Here is a 17,646-nt window from a genome sequence, read left to right on the forward strand (position 1 = left end):
GGTGCGGCGGGCGCATTGCGGTGCACGCTGTCTGCGCACCAGACAGCGTGCACCACGGGCAGGCACCGCGCCGCGGTGCTGGCACGGCACTTGCATTGACTGCCCTGACCCGCTGGCCCTGGCCTGCGGCCCGCAAAACACTGGATGCGCAACGCAGGACGCCAGATGAACATCGTTGTGATCGGCCACGGCATGGTGGGCCACAAATTTCTCGAGCAGCTGCATGCCCTGGGCGTGGCAGACGCGAACGTCACCGTGCTGTGCGAGGAGCCGCGCGCCGCCTACGACCGTGTTCACCTGTCGGAATTCTTCTCCGGCAAGAGCGCCGAGGACCTGAGCCTGGTGGCGCCCGGCTTCTTCGAGGCCAGCGGCTTCACGCTGCGCCTGGCGGCCAGGGCGGCAGCCGTGGAGCGGCGCGAGCGCACCGTGACCACGGCCGATGGCGAAATCATCCCCTACGACCGGCTGGTGCTGGCCACAGGCTCGGCGCCCTTCGTGCCGCCCGTGCCGGGGCGCGACCGGCCGCACTGCTTTGTCTACCGCACCATCGAGGACCTGGAGGCCATGCAGGCATCGGCCGCGCGCTCCAGAACCGGCGTGGTGGTGGGCGGCGGCCTGCTGGGCCTGGAATGCGCCAAGGCCCTGCGCGACCTGGGCCTGGAGACCCATGTGGTCGAGTTCGCCCCGCGCCTGATGGCCGTGCAGGTGGACGACGGCGGCGGCCGCGTGCTGCGCAGCAAGATCGAGGACCTGGGCGTGCAGGTGCACACGGGCCGCAATACGCTGGAGATCACCGACGGCGCCACGGCGCGCCACCGCATGGTGTTTGCCGACGGCACGCACCTGGAAACCGACATGATCGTCTTCTCCGCCGGTATCCGCCCGCGCGACGAGATCGCCCGCCAATGCGCCCTGGCCATAGGCCCGCGCGGCGGCGTGGCCGTGGACGACCATTGCCGCACCAGCGACCGCAGCGTCTACGCCATTGGCGAATGCGCCTCCTGGCGCGAGCAGACCTTCGGGCTGGTGGCACCCGGCTACGACATGGCGCGCGTGGCGGCCCGCCACATTGCGGGCGAGGCCGAGGCCGCCTTCGGCGGGGCCGACCTCAGCACCAAGCTCAAGCTCATGGGCGTGGATGTGGCAAGCATCGGCGACGCCCAGGGCAAGACGCCGCGCAGCCGCAACTACCAGTTCATCGACGAGCGCAAGCAGGTCTACAAGAAGATCGTGGTCAGCGAGGACGGCCGCCAGCTGCTGGGCGCCGTGCTGGTGGGCAATGCCGATGAGTACGGCACGCTGCTGCAGATGACGCTCAACAGCATCGCGCTGCCCGAAGAGCCCGAGTTCCTCATCCTGCCCTCCAGCGACGGCAAGGCCAAGCCCGGCCTGGGCGTGGACGCCCTGCCCGACACGGCGCAGATCTGCTCGTGCAACAACGTCACCAAGGCGCAGATCTGCGCGGCCGTGGGCGAAGGCGCCTGCACCATGGCCGAGCTCAAGGCCTGCACCCAGGCTGGCGCCACCTGCGGCGGCTGCGTGCCCCTGGCCACCCAGGTCATGAAGGCCGAGATGGCCCGGCGCGGCATGGCCGTCAACAACCATGTCTGCGAGCATTTCCCGCACTCGCGCCAGGAGCTGTACCACCTGGTGCGCGTGGGCGGCATCAAGACCTTCGACGAGCTGCTGCACCGCCACGGCAAGGGCCTGGGCTGCGATGTCTGCAAGCCGCTGGCCGCCAGCATCCTGGCCTCGTGCTGGAACGAGTTCGTGCTGCAGCCGCAGCTCGCCAGCCTGCAGGACAGCAACGACTACTACCTGGGCAACATCCAGAAGGACGGCAGCTACTCCGTGGTGCCGCGCATGCCCGGCGGCGAGGTCACACCGGACGGCCTGATCGCCGTCGGCCAGGTGGCCAAGAAATACGGCCTTTACACCAAGCTCACGGGCGGCGCCCGCGTGGACCTGTTCGGCGCCCGCGTGGAGCAGCTGCCGCTGATCTGGGAGGAGCTGATTGCCGCCGGCTTCGAGTCCGGCCATGCCTACGGCAAGTCGCTGCGCACCGTCAAAAGCTGCGTGGGCTCCACCTGGTGCCGCTACGGCGTGGACGATAGCGTGGGCCTGGCCGTGCAGCTGGAAAACCGCTACAAGGGCCTGCGCGCGCCGCACAAGATCAAGTTCGGCGTCTCGGGCTGCACGCGCGAATGTGCCGAGGCCCAGGGCAAGGACGTGGGCGTGATCGCCACCGACAAGGGCTGGAACCTCTACGTCTGCGGCAACGGCGGCATGAAGCCGCGCCATGCCGAGCTGATCGCCTCCGACCTGTCCAAGGACAGGCTGCTGCAGCTCATCGACCGCTTCCTGATGTTCTACGTGCGCACGGCCGACCGCCTGCAGCGCACCAGCACCTGGCGCGAAAACCTGGAAGGCGGCCTGGACTACCTCAAGGACGTGGTGGTCAACGACAGCCTGGGCCTGGGCGCCGAACTGGAGGCCCAGATGCAGCATGTGGTGGACACCTACCAGTGCGAGTGGAAGACCGCCGTCACCACGCCCGAAGTGCGCCAGCGCTTTCGCAGCTTCATCAACAGCGACCAGCCCGACGAGCACATCGTCTTCGTGCAGGAGCGCGGCCAGATCCGCCCGGCGCGCAGCGAAGAGCGCAGCGAGGCCCTGGTCTGATCCAGGCCTGATCCAGGCCTGATCCCGGCCCGCACCCACACCACCGACAAGGCACCGCCATGACACACCCCGCCCAAGAACAGTGGATGCCCGTCTGCGCCACCCGCGACATCGTCCCCGACACGGGGGTCTGCGCGCTGGTCGAAGGCCGGCATGTGGCGGTCTTTCGCCTTGGCGAAGACCGCTTCTACGCCATAGACAACGTGGACCCGCGCTGCGGCGCCAGCGTGCTCGCGCGCGGCCTGGTCGGCAGCCTGGGCGAGCGCGTCGTCGTCGCCTCGCCCATCTACAAGCACCACTTCGACCTGGCCACCGGCGAATGCCTGGAGGCGCCCGAGCACTCCGTGCGCGCCCATGCGGTGCGCAATGAGAATGGGCAGTTGATGGTCGCGCTGCACTGAGGGGCACGTCAAAAGCCCGCGTGTGGTGGGCTTTGAAGCCTTACGGGTTGGACACCCACTCGCTGCCGTTGGACCAATAACTCTTCAGGTTTGAATACCTGAATCCCCCCGTTCCAAAAGACACCGCTGACAGCAGAACTCGCTGGTTGTGGATGTTGTAGCTGGTCGGAAAAGCCGACCATACGGGAGTGGTCGTATAGATCAGTGCTCCAGTGAAGGCGTCCCAAACCCGACCGTCAAGCAGTACACCACCTCCTTGTGCCACGGTTTCGATGGCCATTCGATACCACTTCCCGGTTTGGAGCTGGTTCGCAGCGGAGTTGCCGTGGTGTTTATTCAGCCGATTAGTGTCGATCTCGATCTCTTCGAGACCCACAACGCCTTCGCCCCACAGTTCGCCAGCGATGATGGCTGCAGAACGATGATCTCCAGCCTGTTTGTAGGTGCCGCCCTTGTGCCGCGATGCCAGCACCAGATGGCTGCCGGACTTGCTGAGCGCATCCCCCGTGAAAATCACATCCATTGCAATCGTGTGCCGCGAGTCGTTCACCGCAATGCTTGCCGGACAGGGCGATTCGAAGAGAGCAACCGTGTACTCGGTCTGCAGGTTGGTGCCCGGGCGTTGGATCTGGCCATACGATGCTCCCTGTGGGATCTGGATGCCGGATGCCGATGCCACGTATTCGGTACCAATGGGAACTATGGTGGTTGCGTGGATTGTCATATCGATGACCTTTCTTGATGACAGGAAGGCGCTCGATGGCACTCGAATGGGGGGCTCTGATCGACCCTCAATGAATTCAGCGTCCCGCAGCGCGGGCACTTGATACTCAGTTGCAGGAAGATCCCCATGGCCAGCTTGCGATTGCAACTGGCACATCTCACTTCTTGCATTGCCTGGTCCATCTGGAAGCCGTCCGCTCACTGTTGCGATGACTTCATTCTGTGGGACCGATTGCGCCAGTGCGCAGACCAGGCGGCTGTTTGTCTTGTGGCGCATCGGCTCACATGTCCCCTGCCATGCAGCGGCTGCTGTGACAAGATGCGCGCGAGACCTGCAACGTAGGCGCAACGCTGTTCCCCAGCCTGCTGCGCGCCGAGCTGCACGGCGTGCGCTGGATACGGTGCAAGCGCACTCCAACGCAGTCACCAGGGCCGGCCTGGCCGAAAGCTCTGCCTTGGGCATCGGGCAGACGCCTGCCTATGATGGCGCTCTGCCGATCCTCCGATATGCCTCTGGCGCCCTCACCATCCATGAACTACCGCATTGAAGACCACGTCCCCGCCGTCCAGGACTACATCCAGATCCGGCTGGCTGCCGGCCTGAGCCGCAAGTCGCCCGAGGCGGCCGCCATCGGCCTGAAAAACGGCCTGTTCAGCGTGGTCGTCTATGCCGATGCAACGCCGGTTGGAATAGGCCGCGTGATCGGAGACGGCGGGTGCTTCTTCGAAATCGTGGACATCGCCGTCATCCCCGGGCACCAGAAAAAGGGCCTGGGCCACCTCATCATGCAGCGCCTGATGCAGTACATCCACGGCAATGCCCTGCCCACGGCCTATGTCAGCCTCATGGCCGACCACGGCACGCCGGAGTTCTATCGCCGCTATGGGTTCGAACCCTCCCTGCTGCCCAAAAAGGCGGGCATGTCCTTGCGCATTGTTTGACTGCAGAGGCCCGATCAAGACAGAGATGAACAACAAACTGAGAGCAGCGGCAGTGATCGCCGCAGCGTTTTTGGCCGTTGCCTTCCTTGTGCCCGCGCCGAAAAGTGTGCCGCTCACCGAGCGCTATCCCGGTCCGTGGAAAACTGATTTCAGCCGAGACATCGCCATCGCGCTGGGCAAGAACCAAGCTATCGGCTGCGTGCAATTCCAATACCGGGAGAGCCGCCTGGACCCAGGCGAGTACCTTGTGTACTGCAATGATCGGGGCATGTGGAGGTCCTATCTGGTCTGGATCCCGTCGCAGAAGATCACCGGGCCGCACATGATTGATGCATCGATTCCGCCGTGATCGAAGAATCCGCACTGGCATGCAAGATGGCGCTGCATTGAGTTCAGCCACGTCCCATGCCGGCGGCGCGGCACCATGAAATCCGCCCGACAGGGCGCCTGCCCGTGCCCGTCCTGCGGGCTCAGGCGTAAAGGGACAGCAACGCCAGGCACACGATGACCACGATGGCCGCCGTGATGAGCATCACCCTGAAGCCACCGTCGCTGCTGCGCAGCAACCGCAACTCCAGCAGGGCCGCACCCACCCGGGCCATCCAGAAACAAAGCAGTTCCACCATGGGCGCAGCATAAGCGGCCCGGCAGATCAGGTGCGGGGCGTGGAAAATGCCGGCGAGCGCCTTGGCATCGCAGGCCATCGAGATGTCGTGAAGCCCGTTACCCACAGGGAGGTTTATGGAACAGATTCGGGAACAGTCAGCTGGCAGCAGGCCAGCCACAAAGAGGAAAAGAATCCTCATGGTCTGCACAGGGAACATCTGCCGCAGCCCCACGGCCCATGGCGTGCTCGAGAAAATGGTGGCCGACGCGGGCCTGGCGGGCCGCATCGAAGTGGACTCCGCAGGCACGCACGGCTACCACGTGGGCGAGGCACCCGACCGCCGCTCCCAGGCCCATGCCGCGCGGCGCGGCTATGACCTTTCGCAGCAGCGCGCGCGGCAGCTGCGGGCCGAGGACTTCACGGCATTCGACCAGGTGCTGGTGATGGATGGCGCCAACGAATCCGCCGCGCGCAGGATCTGCCCCGAGTCCGAATGGCACCGCGTACAGCGGCTGACGGAGTTCTGCACCGAGCACACCGCGCGCGAAGTGCCCGACCCCTACTACGGCGGCGACCGGGGTTTCGAAGACGTGCTGGACCTGGTGGAAGACGCCTGCGCGGGGCTGCTGGCCACGCTGGGCATGGCGCCGCGCAAGGGTTGACAAGCCACGGCACCGCTTGCGCATGCGAACCCTCATTCTTTGCTTCGGCATCCTGGGCACGCTTGTGTTCGGCGCAGCCTTCGCCCTGTCGTTTTCCTCGCCATTGCTGGTCGAGAGCCTGGGCAAGGAGATCATCCGCATCGAGATCGAGCGCAGGCTGGGCACCCAGCTGGATACGCTGACAGGCTCGCGCATGGCGGGCCTGGCCCAGAAAGCGCTTGGCAGGACAGATGGCGAGATCGCCGCAGTGCGGCGCGAGATCGAGGCAGGCATTCCCGACAAGCTGGCTTCGGTCATGACCGACATGCGCCGTGCTGACTGCGAATGCCGCAAGCGCAATGCCGTCTACACGCAGCAGCGCCAAGCCACCCAGCTGGCATCGCTGATCCAGATGCGCGCCCGGCTGGTGGAATTCATCGAGTCGGCCTACCACCAGACCACGGCCAGCCTGGTGCGAGAGTCCAGGATCTTCACTGCGTCCAATGCGCTGGTGTTTCTGGCCCTGGCCGGCGTGACGGCGCGACGCAGGCGGGCGGGGCTGCAGCTGGCACTGCCCGCCATCGTGCTGGTGACCGCCTCGGCGGTGACTGCCACGCTGTATCTGTTCGCCCAGGACTGGCTGCACACCATTGTGTTTGGCAGCTACATCGGCCTGGCCTACATGGCCTATCTGGCCTTTGCCATCGCGCTGCTGTGCGACATCGCATTCAACCGGGCACGTGTGTGCACACGGGCCATCAACGGCCTTGCATCGTCTTTTGGTTCGGCATTCGAAGTCTTGCCTTGTTGAGCCCAAGGCCCCACCTGCCCCGGCAACTGCCCCGATCACAGCAGCGGCACGGCCTCCATAGCCCTGCCCACCCGCCACCACAATCCACCCCTTCCCGCTCGCTTGGCCGCGTGGGCACCGAAGGTGCACGCATGCTGCTGCAATGGATGCGCGCAGAGGCCGGGGAATCGCCAAGCCTGGATCTGGGTTATGAGCTGGTGGTGCGACAAAGCAATTGACTGGCAGATGCCTGGCTATCCATTCGCATATTGAGATAGAGTTCGGCGGCTTGGCCATTCCCGCCCAAGCCACTCTTCTCCACTGCGCCTGCGCTATGGAGATTTTTCATTTCAATCCATCTTCAAAGAACATGAACACCATTGCATTGGGAGGACGCCTGCGGCCGCAAGGCGCAATCCGGACTCGCCGGATCATGGCCGCCTTGCTGGCTGCGAGCGCTGTACTGTGTGTGCCGAACGGAGTATCGGCGGCCGAGAACGATGCACTATCTGCCTCTCTGACTGCATTCGGTGATGCCGCTGCGGCAAGACGCCTGGAGGACCAGATCGCGGATCTTGTGAAAAAGCGCAATCAGGCGGGCATGACCAAGCTGGTGGGGCAGATCGCGCAGAACGACGGGGCTTTCATGGAAAAGATGGACAGCCTGATGCAGGCCAAAAATCGCGTTCCTGATCCTGAAATGGCCAGGATTGCCATGGCCCTGGGCCCTTGCCACCATGCCGGTTTTCTTCTCAGGAAAATGGCCTTCGCCCTTGCCGATGGTCAGGCGAAGCCCATCATTCGCAATGGGGTGATCATGATTGACGGCACGCACATGGACGATATGTATGCCGAGCAAATGTCGCGCTGTGAAAGGCTGGCCAAGCAGCCCATGCGGAAAATCAAGATAGGTTCCATGTGCTCCGTCAATGGCTCGGGCTGCGACGAGGATCCGGATATGGATTGAAAAGGCCGAGCGCTGAAAAACGAATGCAAGAAGAGAAAAGGCCGGGTCTGCCGCCCGGCCTTTGGTGACCGCCCCGGCGGTGACTTTTGGTTCGGCATTCAAGGCCTTGCCTTGTTGAGCCCACGGCCCCCTCCGCCCGGACAACTGCCGCAATCACAGCGGCGGCATAGCCCCCAAGTCCCTACCCGCCCGCCACCACTATCCTCCCCTTGCCCGCGCGCTTGGCCGCGTACATGGCCTCGTCGGCGCGCTGCAGGAGCTGGGTGGCATCTTCCCGGGAGGCATTGAGGGCAATGCCCATGCTGGCGCCGACCTGCACGGTGGCGCCGCTGTGCAGGCGGATGGGCTGGCGGATGGCGGCCAGGCAGCGCTGCATGATCTGCCGGGCGTCGTCGGCCGAGGCCAGTTCGTCCAGCAGCAGCACGAACTCGTCTCCGCCCAGGCGGGCGACGCAGTCGGTTTCGCGGGCCTGGGTGGTGAGGCGGCGGGCGATGATGCGCAGCACTTCATCGCCGGCGTCGTGGCCTTCGGTGTCGTTGACTTGCTTGAAGCCGTCCAGGTCCATGAAGCAGACGGCCAGCTGGCCGGGGCCGCTGGCCTGGGCCAGCGCGCGCTGCAGCCGCGCCTGCAGCGCGCGGCGGTTGGCCAGGCCGGTCAGCACGTCGTGCAATGCCTGGTGCTGGGCCGCCTGCTCGCCGCGCTTGAGGGCGTCGATGTCCACGAAGACCCATATCGATTCGCCATCGGCCAGGCCCGCGCCGCTGACATCGACCCAGAGCAGGCTGCCATCGCTGGTCTGCAGCTGCATCTGGGCGTGGCATTTGCCGCTGGAGCGCAGTGCGCCATAGGCCAGTTCGCCGGAGCGCTCGTAGGTCTCCTCGTCCGGGTAGAGGATGCGCGCCGAGTGGTCCAGCAGCTCGCCGGCCGGGCGCTTGAGCATGCGCTGCAGGGCCTGGTTGGTCCACAGCAGCCGGCGCTCGCGCAGGCGGGCGATGCCGATGAGGTCGTTGTCCATGAACAGTTCCTGCTGGCGCAGCAGCTCGGCGAGCCGGATGCGTGCCACGCGTTCGCGCTGCTGCAGCAGATAGAGGCTGACCGAGCCCAGCGCGATCAGCGCGATGCTCAGGCCCGTGAGCGCCCAGGCACGCCAGGCCGATGCACGCCACCCCGCCAGGTAGCTTTCCGTGCCCAGGCCGGTGAAGACGGTCAGCGGGTAGCCGGTCAGGCGCTGGTAGGCCGTGATGCGCTCCACGCCATCGAGCAGCGTGGGCGTGATGTACCAGCCAAGCTCCCGGTCATCGGCCAGGGCCCGGTGGTACTCGCCCGAGACTTCCGAGCCGCCGATGCCGGCCATGGGCTGGGGATCGCCGGCCGCGTAGCGGGCCACCAGCAGATCCTTGTCCGAACGCAGCGCAATGGCGCTGTCGGGCCCGAAGGCCTGGCGGCGGAACAGCGACTGGAAATGCTCGGCCGCGACGACCGCGTAGACGATGCCCTGGAAATCCCCATCGCCGGATTGCAGCCGCCGCGCCAGCACGATGGCCCATTTCTTGAAGGAGTGGCTGACCAGTGGGTCGGAGACCACCATGCGGTCGGTGTTGCGCGCCCGGTCGAAGTAGCCTCGCTCGGCCACGGAAAATGACGGCTCCTCCTCGTTCGCACTCTGCAGGACCTGGCCATTGGCGTCGGTGACGCGCAGCGCCGTGACGAAGGGAACGAGAGCGCGCTGCTCCTGCAGGATTTCATAGAGGGCCAGCGCCGCCACGTCCGCGCCTTCCAGACTCCGGCTGCGGTAGCGGCCCGCGACGGTGGCCAGGGCGTTGTCCACCAGCCGCATCTCGGCGTTCAGCTCCAGGCTCAGGCTGCGGGCCTGGTTCCGGGTGACGGCCACGCCCAGGTCCAGGTCGGCCTGGTGGTTGGCGCGCAGGCTCAACCAGGTGGCCAGGCCCAGCAGGCCGGCCACCAGCAGGTTGCCGAGCACCAGGCGCAGGAGCACCTTGTCGGAAAGAAGCCTCTTCATGGCGCCGGGTGTCCCTTTCCTACTTGCTGGATGGGCATCGGGGTGGATGGACCGGCCCATTTTTAGCACAAGGCAAGAGCACTCCATGCCAGGTCGCACGCCATGGCGGCGGCGCCTTTCGGCGCTGCGCCCGGCCCCCTCAGGGCATGCGCCAGCTCAGGCCCGCGTACACGGCCCGGCCATCTCCGGGAAAGTAATAGGCACCGTCCACGCCGCGCACATTGGCCTGTACGGCCGTGGTCGCGGCATAGCGCCGGTCGGTCAGGTTGCGGCCTTCGACGAACCAGCTCCAGCCATCGCCCAGCGCCCCGCTCAAGCGCAGGTTGAGCAGCGCATAGCCATCGGAGGCCACGGTGTTGGCATGGTCCACCCAGGTGCGCGAGGGCAGCCACTCCAGGCCAGGCGCGACCGTGACCTGCTGCGTGGCCTTCCACTGCAGCTCGGCCCGCAGCAGGTGCGGTGGAATGCCGGCCAGGCGGCGGCGGCCGTAGACGGCGTCGTTGTCAAAGCGCAGGTCGCTGTAGAGGTACTGGGTGCGCAGCGACCAGCGCGGCGCAAGCCGTGCCTGCATGGACAGCTCCAGCCCCTGGTGGATGGTGCGGTCGGCATTGGTGGTGCCCAGGGCCGCGCCGCTGGCGTCGGTCAGCGCCAGCAGTTCGCGGCGCACGCGCGAGTGGTAGATGGCGGCGTCCCAGGCCAGGGCCTCGCCGTGGCCGCGCCAGCCGGCCTCCACCGTGGTTGCGCTTTGCGCGCGCCCCAGCGGCAGCGAAGGCTGGTAGACCAGCTCGCCAATGGGCGGTGCCTCGAAGCTGCCGCTGATGTTGGCGTACCACTGCGACGTGGGCGTGGCCGCGAACAGCAGGCCCAGCTTGGGCGAGGTGTGGCTGAAATCCACGTCGTAGCTGGAGGCGGGCACCAGCAGATTGTCCTGGCGGCGCTGGGCGCGCACGAACTGCAGGCCGGCCTGCAGCGTCCAGCGGGTGCTCAGGCCATGGCTGTATTCGCCATAGACCACGTCCTGCTGCGCCTTCACGCGCGTGCGCCCCGTGGACGTGCCGGCCGCGCCGCCCGCATTGGTGTAGCGCCATTCATCGCCATCGAGCTGCGCGCTGGAAAAGCCCAGCACCAGCCTGCGCGTGAGGCCACCGCCCCGCCCCAGCTCGGCCACCAGGCGCGAGTCCAGGCCCGTGTCGCGCATGTCCTGCTGGACGATGCCCATGGTCATGGGGTGGAAACGGTCGCGCTGCGCCGCGAACAGCGAAGTGGTCCAGCGCAGGCCTTCGCGCGGCTGCCAGTCCATGCGCAGGGCGCCGCGCGTCTGGCGGTAGTTGTTGCCGGCGTCCTGCGCCACATAGCCGGGCGCGGCCTGGCGCGGATTGGCCAGCATGGCCGCGCGCGTGAGGCTGCCGGGCATTTGCATGTCGGCATCCACATGGGACAGGAAGGCGCGCAGCTCCAGCGTATCGGTGAGCTGCAGGCCCACATTGCCGGACAGGCGCTGCGTGCGCCAGGCCGACTGTTCGCGCCAGCCGTCCTGCTCGCTGCGGCTGAAGTTCAGAAGGCCATCCACCCGCTCGCCACGGCCCGCCAGCTGGGCCTGGGCCTGCCGCTGGCCGAACGATCCGGCCTGCAGCCGCAGCGATGCGGCAGGCGCCGTCAACCCGGTCGGCGAGACAAAGTTGATCGCGCCGCCCAGGCTGCTGGCGCCGTACTCCAGCGCATTGGCGCCACGCCAGACCTCGACATGCTGGGCCGCCATGGGGTCGATGGACTGGAAGTCCGCCGCGCCATCGGCCTGGTTCAGCGGTATGCCGTCCTGGTACAGCTGTATGCCGCGCATCAGGTAGCCGCGCTGCACGCCCGAGCCCCGGATGGACAGCCGCGTCTCGGGGCCGTGGCGCGTCTGTGCGAGCACGCCCGGCGCGTAGGCCAGTGCATCGGCGGCGGTGCTGGCACGCCCGGCCGCGTAGCTGGCTGCATCGATGACGGCCGTGCCGCCTGCGCGCTGCGACAGCTCATCGCGCGCAGCCTGCACGGCCTGCGCGGCGCGGGCCTCGGCCGTGGCGGCGGCGCCGCGGGCGCGCACCTCCACATCCGCAAGAACAGGTTCTGCCTGGGCCAGGGCGGAGGATGCCGCGCAAAGGCCTGCGGCGCCGGCCAGAGAAAGTGCAAAGCTCTTCATGCAGCCCCCAGGATCTGCCGCAGATCGGCCGCGCAGTCCTGCGCGTCCTGCTCATGGCGGAACGCCACGCGCAGCCGGCCCTCGGGATCGAAGACATAGGTGATGGCCGAGTGGTCCATGGTGTAGGACGCACCCGTGGGCACCTTCTTGTAGAAGACCTTGAATTCCCTGGCAACCTCGGCCGTCTGCGTCTCGTCGCCGCGCAGCGCGACAAAGCCGGGGTCGAAGGCGCCCACATAGGCCTTGAGCACCTGGGCCGTATCGCGCTCGGGATCGATGGTGATGAAGGCCACGGCCAGGCGGGCACCATCGGCGCCCAGAAGCTCGCGTATTTCCAGCGCGCGCGTCAGCGCCGTGGGGCAGACATCGGGGCATTGGGTGAAGCCGAAAAAGACCATCAGGGCCTGGCCCTTGAAGTCGGCCAGCGTGCGCTCGCGCCCATCGGCATCGCGCAGGCGGAAGTCCCTGCCGTACTGCGCGCCGGTCAGGTCGATGCCCTTGAACGGCACGGTGGCGGGCTTGCAGCCGGCCAGCAGCGCCAGTGCGGCCAGGCCGCCGCCAAGGCAGGCACGGCGAGACAGGGCAACGCAAGCAACGGATGGGAGGGTCGAAGAAAAATCGGCGGCGCGCTGCGGCGCCGCATGGCAATCGGAACGGAACATGGCTTCCCTGCGTGGAATCTTGGCGAAGCCGCACCGCCAAGGCTGCGCCCGGCCGGTGCGGCAATGTTCTGAGACAGGCCAGCGGCCAGACAGCGCGGGACAGCGCTGCACAGCAGCCGAGGGCTCAGGCGATCAGCAGCAGCAAGGGAGGCCCGCGCGGCGGCAGCGGCGCGCCGACCAGGGAGGCAATGCGGGCAGAGACGATGGGCTGCAGCGCGCGGCCCAGCGGCTGCGGTTGTGCCCAGGAGGGGGAGACATGCGCGGGCGGCGGCGTCACTGCCAGGCACAGCGGGCAGTCCAGCGAATGCTGGGCAGACACCGCCTGCCCTTCTTCACCGTTGACCACGACCAGCTTGACGCTGCCGCCAGCCGTGCAGACCAGCTCCATGGCCTGCGGGTGCACCAGGGGCGATGCAATGGCCAGGCCCAGCGTCAACGCGAACCACGCCATGACCAGGCGGGCCAACGAGACGGAGTTGCGCAGGGCGTGCATGGCTGGGGATTATGGGGCTGAGATGCCGGATATGCGTGGTATCCGTAGCCGCCCGCCCGCATGGGCCATCCCATAATCGCCTTTTCCCCAAGCAGTGACCGCCATGTCGAAACTCCATGTTGTGCAGCAGGGCCAAGGCCCGGCCCTCGTTCTGAGCCACGCGCTCGGTTGTGACCTCCAGATGTGGGACGGCGTTGCCCAGGCGCTGGAAGACCGCTTCACCGTGGTGCGCTACGACCACCGGGGCCACGGCCGCTCGCCCGCCATCGGCGAGGCTTTCGACATGAACGACCTGGCAGACGACGCAGCCGGCGTGATCGAGGCGCTGGGCCAGGGGCCGGTGCACTTCGTGGGCCTGTCCATGGGCGGCATGACGGCCCAGGCCCTGGCCGTGCGCCATCCGGCGCTGGTGCGCAGCATCACCATCGCCAATTCGGCCAGCTACTACGACGAGGCCGCGCGCGCGGGCTGGCAGGCGCGCATTGCCACCGTGCACGACCAGGGCGTGGCGGTGATTGCCGACGGCGCCATGCAGCGCTGGTTCACCCCCGAGTTCCGCACCGGGCAGGCGGCCCGCGTGGCCACCTTGCGCGCAGGGCTGGAGGCTTTGGCGGCCAAGCCCTATGCGGCCGCCTGTGCGGCCGTGGGCGGCATCGATTTTCGCGAGAGCAATCGGCGCATCGCCTGCCCCGCGCTGCTCATTGCGGGCAGTCGCGATGAGGCCACGCCGCCTGCCCTGTCCGAGGACATGCAGGCGCAGATTCCGGGCGCGCAGCTGGTGTCGCTGCCCGCCGCGCATTTGAGTGCCGTGGAAATGCCCGTGGAGTTTGCGCGGTTGGTGAGCGACTTTGTCGCGCAGGTCCGCTAGATCTGCAGTCCCACCCGGGCGGGATGGGGACTGAGCGAAGTCGCTATCGCGGGGGGCATCACGGCCGGCAGATCAACTCCGCCACGTCCATCAGCAGGGCTTCATCGATCTGCTCGCGCAGGTCCGCCGCCAGCCTGCGCCGGTAGAACACGCCCAGGTCCAGCCCCACGCCCAGCGCGCGGATCTGCACGTCGCCCGCGCGCTCGTGCCGGGCGATGACCTGGCGCAGGTGCTGGTCCAGGTAGTGCTCGTCGTTGGCCTGGTGCGTGGCCGTGTCCATGGGGCAGCCGTCCGAGATGACGAGCAGGATGCGGCGCTGCGCGGGCCGCGCCAGCAGCCGCTCGCAGGCCCATTCCACGGCCTCGCCGTCCACGCCCTCGCGGAACAGGTCGGGCCTGCGCAGCGCGGCAATGCCGTGGCGGGCGTGGCGCCAGGGTTTGGCGGCATCCTTGAAGACGATGTGCAGCCGCTCGTTGAGCCGCCCCGGGATGTGGGGCTGGCCCGCGCGCTGCCAGTCGCGGCGGGCGCGGCCGCCGTTCCAGGCCTGGGTGGAAAAGCCCAGCACGTCCACCGGCACGCCGGCCATGGACAGCGCGCGACCCAGCAGGTCCACCAACAGGGACAGCGGGCGCGCATGCGCCTTCATCGAGCCCGAGCAGTCCAGCAGGAGGGCCACGGCCGCATCGCTGACGGGGCGCGGCAGCTCGTTCCTGAAGATGGCGCGCTGCTGCGGATCGCTGACCAGTTGCGCCAGCCGGCTTGCATCCAGGTGTCCATCCTCCAGGCCGAACTGCCAGCCGTCGTGGCGCGGCACGGCCAGGCGCTGCTGCAGGTGGCGGGCCAGCCGGCCCGCGTGCAATCCGCTGCGCGCCAGTTCCTCATCCATCTGTTCGCGGAACTCGGCCAGTTGCGCTGCGCGGATCAGCTCGGCCGCCTGCGCCTCGCGGTCATAGGCGCGCGTGAACACGCGGTAGCTGTGGGCCGAGCCGGCCCAGGCGCGGCTGTCGCCGCTGAGCGCCACGGGCGGCGCATCCAGGCTTTGCGATTCAAAGTGCAGCGGCAGCGCGAAGCTGCCGCGCCGGCGCGGCCCGCCAGCGCCGCGCGGCGCCTCTTCCTGGGCTGACCGCACGGCCTGGCCCACCCAGCGGCTGATGGCCAGGGCCGGCGCAATGAAGGCCTGCTGGTCCTGCCGGTGGCGGCGCAGCAGGGCCCACTGCGCGCCCAGTTGCGCGGACAGGCCGGCGCGCGTGGCCTCGGCCAGGTCGGCCAGGGCATCGGGCGGCTCATGTCCGCTCAGGCGGCTCCAGGCGGTCAGCGCCACGGTGAACAGCAGGATGCCCAGGCTGCTTTCGGTCAGGCCCGAATCGGCAAAGGCCTGGCTCCAGTGCACAAAGCGCGCATGCAGGTTGGCGCGTGCGCCGGGCCATTCTTCAGGCGCCAGGCTTTCCACGCGCAACTGCTCCAGCAGTTCGAACACCAGCCGCTCCACCGGGTCGCCGGGCAGGTGGCGCGCGTGCAGCGCGGCATCGCTCAGGCGCAGGCGCAGGCTGGCGCCGTCGAGCAGGCCGCGCTGGTCGGCCAGTTGAGCGGGCACATCGGATTGGTGGGCCGCTGCCAGCACCACGGGCGCCGTGCCCCGGTACAGCGTCTGCCCGCTCCATTGCAGCGAGGCATCGCCCGCCATGGCGCGCAGCAGCGCGCCGCCCCAGGCCTCCATGCGCGCCAGCGAGGGGGATGCCTCAGCAGGCATGGGCGGGCTCGTCGCGCAGCGCCAGTTCCTGGCCGAAGCAGCGCTGGAAATACTCGGCCACGATGGCCCGCTCGGCCGGCTCGCACTTGTTGAGGAAGGACAGCTCGAAGGCCAGCCGCAGGTCGTGGAAGATCTGCGCGTTCTCGGCCCAGGTGATGACGGTGCGCGGCGACATCAGCAGCGACAGGTCGCCCACGGCAAAGCCCTTGCGCGTGAGCGCGGCCAGCGCCACCATGGCGGCCACCTGCTCGCGCCCCTGCGGCGTGGCCAACTGCGGCACGCGCGCCAGCACGATGGCTGCTTCCTCGGCCGGTGCCAGGTAGTCCAGGCTGGTGACCAGGTTCCAGCGGTCCAGCTGGGCGTGGTTGAGCATCTGCGTGCCGTGGTACAGGCCGCTGAGGTTGCCCTGGCCCAGGGTGTTCATGGTGGCGAAGAGGCGGAACTGCGCATGCGGCTGGAGCACGCGCTTTTGGTCCAGCAGGGTGAAGCTGCCCTCGCGTTCGAGCACGCGCTGGATGACGAACATCACGTCGGGCCGGCCCGCGTCGTACTCATCGAAGACCAGGGCCACGGGCCGCTGCAGCGCCCAGGGCAGGATGCCTTCCTGGAACTGCGTGACCTGGCGGCCCTCCTGCAGCACGATGGCATCCTTGCCCACCAGGTCCAGCCGGCTGATGTGGCCGTCGAGGTTGACGCGCACGCAGGGCCAGTTCAGCCGCGCCGCCACCTGCTCGATGTGGGTGGACTTGCCCGTGCCGTGCAGCCCCTGGATGACCACGCGCCGGTTGTGCGCAAAGCCGGCCAGGATGGCCAGCGTGGCCTGCGGGTTGAAGCGGTAGGCCGGGTCCACGGCAGGCACATGCTCGCTGCGCTCGGCAAAGGCCGGCACCTGCATGTCGGTGTCCAGGCCGAAGGTCTCGCGCACGCCAAGTGTGCGCGTGGGATGCATCAGGGTCAGCTCAGTCATCGTCAGGGGCTCCCGGGGGGACTTCGTCGTTGATGCGCGCAATCGCCTCGGCCGCCGCGCGCAGTTGGGGAAGAAAGGACAGCGCCCGCTCGCGCGTGAAACGCATGATGGGCGCCTGCACGGCCAGCCCCATGTTCGAGGGGCCGCCCTGGATGGAGGGCACGAGCACGCCCAGGCACAGCAGGCCGGGCAGGAATTCCTCGTTGTCGAAGGCATGGCCCTGGGCGCGCACCTGTTCCAGCTCGGCGTCCAGCGCGTCAAAGGCCGTCAGCGTGTTGGCCGTGAAGCCTTCCAGCGGCACGGCCGACAGCAGCCGCCTGCGCTGCGCGGGCGCCATCTGGCTCAGGAACAGCTTGCCCGTGGCCGAGCAATGGGCCGGCACGCGCGAGCCCGGGTGCAGATAAAAGCGCAGCGGCGCGGGCGTTTCCACGCGGTCCAGGTAGAGCACCTCGCTGCCCGAGAAGGCGGTGATGTTGCAGCTCTCGCCGATGTCGCGCACCAGCTGGGCCAGCACCGCATGGCGTGCGCCATGCGTGGTGTTGTTGAGCAGCACGCTCTCGGCCAGCCGCATCAGGCGCCGGCCCGTGCCGTAGTGCCGGCCATTGCCCTCGCGCTGCAGGATGCCCGCGCCTTCGAGCTGCTGAAGCATGCGGTGCATGGTGGGCTTGGGCAGGCCTGTCTCCTCGACCATGGTCTGCAGCGTGAAGGGCTCGTTCTTCTGGGCAATGGCCTCCAGCAGGGCGAACAGCCGCAGGTTGGGCGTGTCGCCATCGATACGGGCAGGGATGGGGTCACGGGTGTTCATGGTGTTGGTCATCATATGTTTTTCAATTTTTCGAGTCAATTTGTTCCGAAAAAAGAAATTTGTTTGACATCCAGGCGAAGTCAGTCCTAGACTTGCGCCGTAATTTCTTTTTTCGGAACATTAAGTTCCATTTTCAAGGAGACAAC

General features: G+C 67.5%; 18 protein-coding genes. 8 read left to right on the forward strand and 10 right to left on the reverse strand.

Annotated features, from left to right (window positions below):
• The first annotated feature begins 165 nt into the window (after window positions 1–165).
• Window positions 166–2,682 carry a nitrite reductase large subunit NirB gene (nirB, locus tag IB269_RS09640; protein WP_192367048.1) on the forward strand — a complete coding sequence of 839 codons (2,517 nt, stop codon included), beginning with the start codon at window positions 166–168 and terminating at the stop codon, window positions 2,680–2,682.
• A gap of 59 nt (window positions 2,683–2,741) precedes the next feature.
• Entirely contained in the window at window positions 2,742–3,083 is a 342-nt protein-coding gene (nirD, locus tag IB269_RS09645) for a nitrite reductase small subunit NirD (protein WP_013803814.1), read from the forward strand.
• A gap of 40 nt (window positions 3,084–3,123) precedes the next feature.
• Here the strand turns inward: nirD and IB269_RS09650 are convergent, their stop codons facing one another.
• Both IB269_RS09650 and IB269_RS09655 read right to left on the reverse strand, forming a co-directional pair.
• Complete coding sequence (locus IB269_RS09650) at window positions 3,124–3,807, reverse strand: hypothetical protein (RefSeq protein ID WP_192367049.1); 684 nt, start codon at window positions 3,805–3,807, stop codon at window positions 3,124–3,126.
• The gene (locus IB269_RS09655; RefSeq protein ID WP_318652150.1) at window positions 3,804–3,989 is read right to left on the reverse strand and encodes a Com family DNA-binding transcriptional regulator; all 186 of its coding nucleotides are present in this window, start codon (window positions 3,987–3,989) and stop codon (window positions 3,804–3,806) included. Before IB269_RS09655 ends, IB269_RS09650 begins: the two co-directional genes overlap by 4 nt.
• A 348-nt stretch (window positions 3,990–4,337) precedes the next feature.
• Here IB269_RS09655 and IB269_RS09660 point away from each other — a divergent pair, with 348 nt between their 5' ends.
• Both IB269_RS09660 and IB269_RS09665 read left to right on the forward strand, forming a co-directional pair.
• On the forward strand, window positions 4,338–4,748 hold the full coding sequence (locus tag IB269_RS09660; protein ID WP_192367051.1) for a GNAT family N-acetyltransferase: 411 nt from the start codon (window positions 4,338–4,340) through the stop codon (window positions 4,746–4,748).
• A 25-nt stretch (window positions 4,749–4,773) separates the two neighbouring features.
• On the forward strand, window positions 4,774–5,097 hold the full coding sequence (locus tag IB269_RS09665) for a hypothetical protein (protein WP_063327002.1): 324 nt from the start codon (window positions 4,774–4,776) through the stop codon (window positions 5,095–5,097).
• 121 nt (window positions 5,098–5,218) lie between these two features.
• Here IB269_RS09665 and IB269_RS09670 read toward each other — a convergent pair whose 3' ends face one another.
• Window positions 5,219–5,554 (reverse strand): hypothetical protein, encoded by a 336-nt coding sequence (locus IB269_RS09670; protein WP_225614073.1) that lies wholly within the window; start codon window positions 5,552–5,554, stop codon window positions 5,219–5,221.
• On the opposite strand from IB269_RS09670, the gene IB269_RS09675 reads away from it, so the two are divergent.
• The 3 genes from IB269_RS09675 (at window position 5,553) to IB269_RS29035 (ending at window position 7,753) form a co-directional block, all read left to right on the forward strand.
• A complete protein-coding gene (locus IB269_RS09675) occupies window positions 5,553–6,017 on the forward strand; it encodes a low molecular weight protein-tyrosine-phosphatase (protein ID WP_192367052.1) in 465 nt (154 codons plus the stop codon). The two genes, IB269_RS09670 and IB269_RS09675, sit on opposite strands and share 2 nt — an antisense overlap.
• Window positions 6,018–6,039: 22 nt before the next feature.
• Window positions 6,040–6,807 (forward strand): hypothetical protein, encoded by a 768-nt coding sequence (locus tag IB269_RS09680; RefSeq protein ID WP_192367053.1) that lies wholly within the window; start codon window positions 6,040–6,042, stop codon window positions 6,805–6,807.
• 349 nt (window positions 6,808–7,156) lie between these two features.
• Entirely contained in the window at window positions 7,157–7,753 is a 597-nt protein-coding gene (locus tag IB269_RS29035) for a hypothetical protein (RefSeq protein ID WP_225614074.1), read from the forward strand.
• A 181-nt stretch (window positions 7,754–7,934) separates the two neighbouring features.
• On the opposite strand, the gene IB269_RS09690 is transcribed toward IB269_RS29035, so the two are convergent.
• From IB269_RS09690 to IB269_RS09705, 4 genes are all read right to left on the reverse strand, one after another.
• Window positions 7,935–9,773, reverse strand: coding sequence for a diguanylate cyclase domain-containing protein (locus tag IB269_RS09690; protein ID WP_192367054.1), 1,839 nt, complete (start codon window positions 9,771–9,773; stop codon window positions 7,935–7,937).
• Window positions 9,774–9,912: 139 nt separating this feature from the next.
• Window positions 9,913–11,955: a TonB-dependent receptor family protein gene (locus IB269_RS09695; protein ID WP_192367055.1), complete on the reverse strand. Its 2,043-nt coding sequence runs from the start codon at window positions 11,953–11,955 to the stop codon at window positions 9,913–9,915.
• Entirely contained in the window at window positions 11,952–12,617 is a 666-nt protein-coding gene (locus tag IB269_RS09700) for an SCO family protein (RefSeq protein ID WP_192367056.1), read from the reverse strand. The genes IB269_RS09695 and IB269_RS09700 overlap by 4 nt, the downstream gene beginning before the upstream one ends.
• A gap of 124 nt (window positions 12,618–12,741) precedes the next feature.
• Window positions 12,742–13,110, reverse strand: coding sequence for a DUF2946 family protein (locus IB269_RS09705; RefSeq protein WP_012203922.1), 369 nt, complete (start codon window positions 13,108–13,110; stop codon window positions 12,742–12,744).
• Between the two features lie 103 nt (window positions 13,111–13,213).
• Between IB269_RS09705 and IB269_RS09710 the strand changes: the two genes are divergently transcribed.
• The gene (locus IB269_RS09710) at window positions 13,214–13,978 is read left to right on the forward strand and encodes an alpha/beta fold hydrolase (protein ID WP_071954566.1); all 765 of its coding nucleotides are present in this window, start codon (window positions 13,214–13,216) and stop codon (window positions 13,976–13,978) included.
• Window positions 13,979–14,036: 58 nt separating this feature from the next.
• On the opposite strand, the gene IB269_RS09715 is transcribed toward IB269_RS09710, so the two are convergent.
• The 3 genes from IB269_RS09715 to IB269_RS09725 are packed head-to-tail and all read right to left on the reverse strand — an operon-like array spanning window position 14,037 to window position 17,515.
• Window positions 14,037–15,728: a cobaltochelatase CobT-related protein gene (locus IB269_RS09715; RefSeq protein ID WP_192367057.1), complete on the reverse strand. Its 1,692-nt coding sequence runs from the start codon at window positions 15,726–15,728 to the stop codon at window positions 14,037–14,039.
• Window positions 15,718–16,695 carry an AAA family ATPase gene (locus tag IB269_RS09720; RefSeq protein WP_013803829.1) on the reverse strand — a complete coding sequence of 326 codons (978 nt, stop codon included), beginning with the start codon at window positions 16,693–16,695 and terminating at the stop codon, window positions 15,718–15,720. The genes IB269_RS09715 and IB269_RS09720 overlap by 11 nt, the downstream gene beginning before the upstream one ends.
• A complete protein-coding gene (locus IB269_RS09725) occupies window positions 16,688–17,515 on the reverse strand; it encodes an IclR family transcriptional regulator (RefSeq protein WP_192367058.1) in 828 nt (275 codons plus the stop codon). The genes IB269_RS09720 and IB269_RS09725 overlap by 8 nt, the downstream gene beginning before the upstream one ends.
• Window positions 17,516–17,646 lie beyond the last annotated feature (131 nt).

This window comes from Delftia sp. DLF01, from assembly GCF_014852125.1.
GTDB classification, from domain to species: domain Bacteria; phylum Pseudomonadota; class Gammaproteobacteria; order Burkholderiales; family Burkholderiaceae_C; genus Comamonas; species Comamonas acidovorans.